The 3175-nt window shown below is 70.5% G+C and carries 2 protein-coding genes and 1 tRNA gene; all 3 read left to right on the top strand.

What is annotated here, in order from left to right:
* The first annotated feature begins 143 nt into the window (after positions 1-143).
* Positions 144-215: transfer RNA gene (locus AAHZ94_RS31360), tRNA-Gln, on the top strand.
* A gap of 258 nt (positions 216-473) precedes the next feature.
* On the top strand, positions 474-1916 hold the full coding sequence (gene glmU, locus AAHZ94_RS31365) for a bifunctional UDP-N-acetylglucosamine diphosphorylase/glucosamine-1-phosphate N-acetyltransferase GlmU (protein WP_349997104.1): 1443 nt from the start codon (positions 474-476) through the stop codon (positions 1914-1916).
* A 73-nt stretch (positions 1917-1989) separates the two neighbouring features.
* The gene (locus tag AAHZ94_RS31370) at positions 1990-2967 is read left to right on the top strand and encodes a ribose-phosphate diphosphokinase (RefSeq protein WP_349997103.1); all 978 of its coding nucleotides are present in this window, start codon (positions 1990-1992) and stop codon (positions 2965-2967) included.
* The last annotated feature ends 208 nt before the right edge of the window (positions 2968-3175 follow it).

Below are 3175 nucleotides of genomic sequence, written 5' to 3' on the forward strand. Positions count from 1 at the left end.
CCCCGCACCCCGCACCCACCAGGACCGCACCCCCACACGCCGCCCGCAGGGCTTCCCCCTCGCATCGAAGGCTCCACGTACGGCATAGTGTGGGGGGCCGCGCGGTCAGCCGATCAGCAACTCCGGTACGACCCGCCCTACCATCCCCTGTGGTGTAATCGGCAGCACAGTGGCCTTTGGAGCCATTTGTCCAGGTTCGAGTCCTGGCGGGGGAGCCCAAGCCCGCACCTTCACTCCGTACCGTCATCCCCGTTCACCGTCCGGTGCGTACGGACCCTGCGCACGACGTCCAGCGCCCGCAGGCCCCGCGAACGCCTTCCATTCAGGGCATCCGGGGCCGGACCCGCCCGCAGGTCCCCTCTGATACGCACCGGTATCCTTCGGATGTCCACCTCCCGAAAGAGCCGAAGGGTTTCCCCGTGAGCGCCAACCTTCCCCGTGATCTCGGCACCACTCGGTCAGGGGAGGACCCGCTGGCAGCCGTCGTCGTCCTCGCGGCGGGCGAGGGCACCCGGATGAAGTCGACGACCCCCAAGGTCCTGCACGCGATCTGCGGTCGCTCCCTGATCGGCCACGTCGTCGCCGCCTCCCGCGAACTCGACCCCGAACACCTCGTCGTCGTCGTCGGGCACGCCCGCGACCAGGTGCAGGGGCACCTCGCGGAGATCGACCCGCAGGTGCGCACCGCCGTCCAGCACCAGCAGAACGGCACCGGGCACGCCGTCCGGATGGGCCTGGACGAGCTGCGCGCCAGCGGCATCGCGCTCGCCGGCACGGTCGTCGTGGTCTGCGGCGACACCCCGCTGCTGACCGGCCAGACGCTGCGCACGCTCGCCAGCACGCACGCCGCCGACGGCAACGCGGTGACCGTGCTGACCGCCGAGGTGCCCGACGCCACCGGTTACGGCCGGATCGTGCGCGACCAGGCCAGCGGGGCCGTCACCGCCATCGTCGAGCACAAGGACGCCAGCGACTCCGAGCGCGCCATCCGCGAGATCAACTCGGGCGTCTTCGCCTTCGACGCGCAACTGCTGACCGATGCGCTCGGCAAGGTCCGCACCGACAACAGCCAGGGCGAGGAGTACCTCACCGACGTCCTCGGCATCCTGCGCGAGGCGGGCCACCGGGTGGGCGCGGCCGTCGCCGCCGACCACCACGAGATCGTCGGCATCAACAACCGGGTCCAGCTCGCCGAGGCCCGCAAGCTGCTCAACGAGCGGCTGCTGCGGGACGCGATGCTCAGCGGCGTCACCGTCGTCGACCCGGCCACCACCTGGGTGGACGTCACCGTCACCTTCGAGCCGGACGCCCTGGTGCACCCCGGCACCCAGCTCATCGGCGCCACCCATCTGGCCGCGCACGCCGAGGTCGGCCCGCACACCCGGCTGACCGACACCACGGGCGGCGCCGGCGCCACGGTCGCCAACACCGTCGCGGTGGGCGCCAGGATCGGCGAGGGCGCCAACGTCGGCCCGTACGCGTATCTACGCCCGGGCACCGACCTCGGGCCGCGGTCCAAGGCCGGCGCGTACGTGGAGATGAAGAACGCGCAGGTCGGCGAGGGTTCCAAGGTGCCGCACCTGTCGTACGTGGGGGACGCGACGATCGGCGACCACACCAACATCGGTGCCGCCAGCGTCTTCGTGAACTACGACGGCGAGAAGAAGCACCACACCACCGTCGGCTCGCACTGCCGCACCGGTTCGGACAACATGTTTGTGGCTCCTGTCACGATTGGGGACGGGTCCTACACCGCTGCCGGGTCGGTCATCACCAAGAACGTGCCCCCGGGTTCGCTCGCTGTCGCCCGTGGACAGCAACGGAATATCGAGGGTTGGGTGGCTCGAAAGCGCCCAGGAAGTGCCGCCGCGCAGGCCGCTCAGGCAGCCACTCAGGAGCCTGAGTCCGATCAGTGAGCGTGTGGGGGGTGCGCCAAGTGGGGCGTACCGTGGGGAAGCGCACGCGAAGTGAAATCCAAGGAGATCTGCTGTGACCGGGATCAAGACGACCGGCGAGAAGAAGCTCATGCTCTTCTCCGGCCGCGCCCACCCCGAGCTGGCCGAGGAGGTCGCCCAGCAGTTGGGCGTCGGCCTGGTCCCGACCAAGGCATTCGACTTCGCCAACGGCGAGATCTACGTTCGCTTCCAGGAGTCGGCGCGCGGCGCCGACTGCTTCTTGATCCAGAGCCACACGGCTCCGATCAACAAGTGGATCATGGAACAGCTCATCATGATCGATGCGCTCAAGCGGGCCTCCGCGCGCAGCATCACCGTGATCGTGCCGTTCTACGGCTACGCCCGGCAGGACAAGAAGCACCGCGGCCGTGAGCCGATCTCGGCCCGGCTGATCGCCGACCTGTTCAAGTGCTCGGGCGCCGACCGCATCCTCACGGTCGACCTGCACACCGACCAGATCCAGGGCTTCTTCGACGGCCCCGTGGACCACCTGTTCGCGCTGCCGATCCTCGCCGACTACGTGGGCGCCAAGGTCGACCGCTCCAAGCTGACCGTCGTCTCGCCGGACGCCGGCCGGGTGCGGGTCGCCGACCGCTGGTGCGACCGGCTCGGCGCGCCGCTGGCCATCGTGCACAAGCGGCGCGACCCGGACGTCGCCAACCAGGTCACCGTGCACGAGGTCGTCGGTGACGTCCGCGGCCGGGTCTGCGTCCTGGTCGACGACATGATCGACACCGGTGGCACGATCTGCGCCGCCGCCGAAGCGCTGTTCGCCAACGGTGCCGAGGACGTCATCGTGACGGCCACGCACGGCGTGCTCTCCGGCCCCGCCGCCGACCGCCTGAAGAACTCGAAGGTCAGCGAGTTCGTCTTCACCGACACGCTGCCGACCCCGAAGGAGATCGAGTTGGACAAGGTCACCGTCCTCTCGATGGCCCCGACCATCGCCCGCGCCGTGCGCGAGGTCTTCGAGGACGGCTCCGTCACGAGCCTCTTCGAAGAGCAGGCGTAACGACTCAGCAGGTAGGTAGCAGGGCTCGGGCGGCGGGACCAACCCACCGGCGCTGACTCCGCTGCACTCCGCACCGAAGGCCCCGCCCCCCACGCGGGGGGCGGCCCTCGGGGGGTTGGGGCCCGCGTTGGGGGCCCATCGGGCGGCGGGCCGTAGGCCAGCCCCTGCCCCGGGGGGGCGGACCCCAGGGGGACCCCGGGGGGCCGGG

The sequence above is a fragment of the Streptomyces sp. HSW2009 genome (assembly GCF_040240285.1).
Taxonomy (GTDB): domain Bacteria; phylum Actinomycetota; class Actinomycetes; order Streptomycetales; family Streptomycetaceae; genus Streptomyces.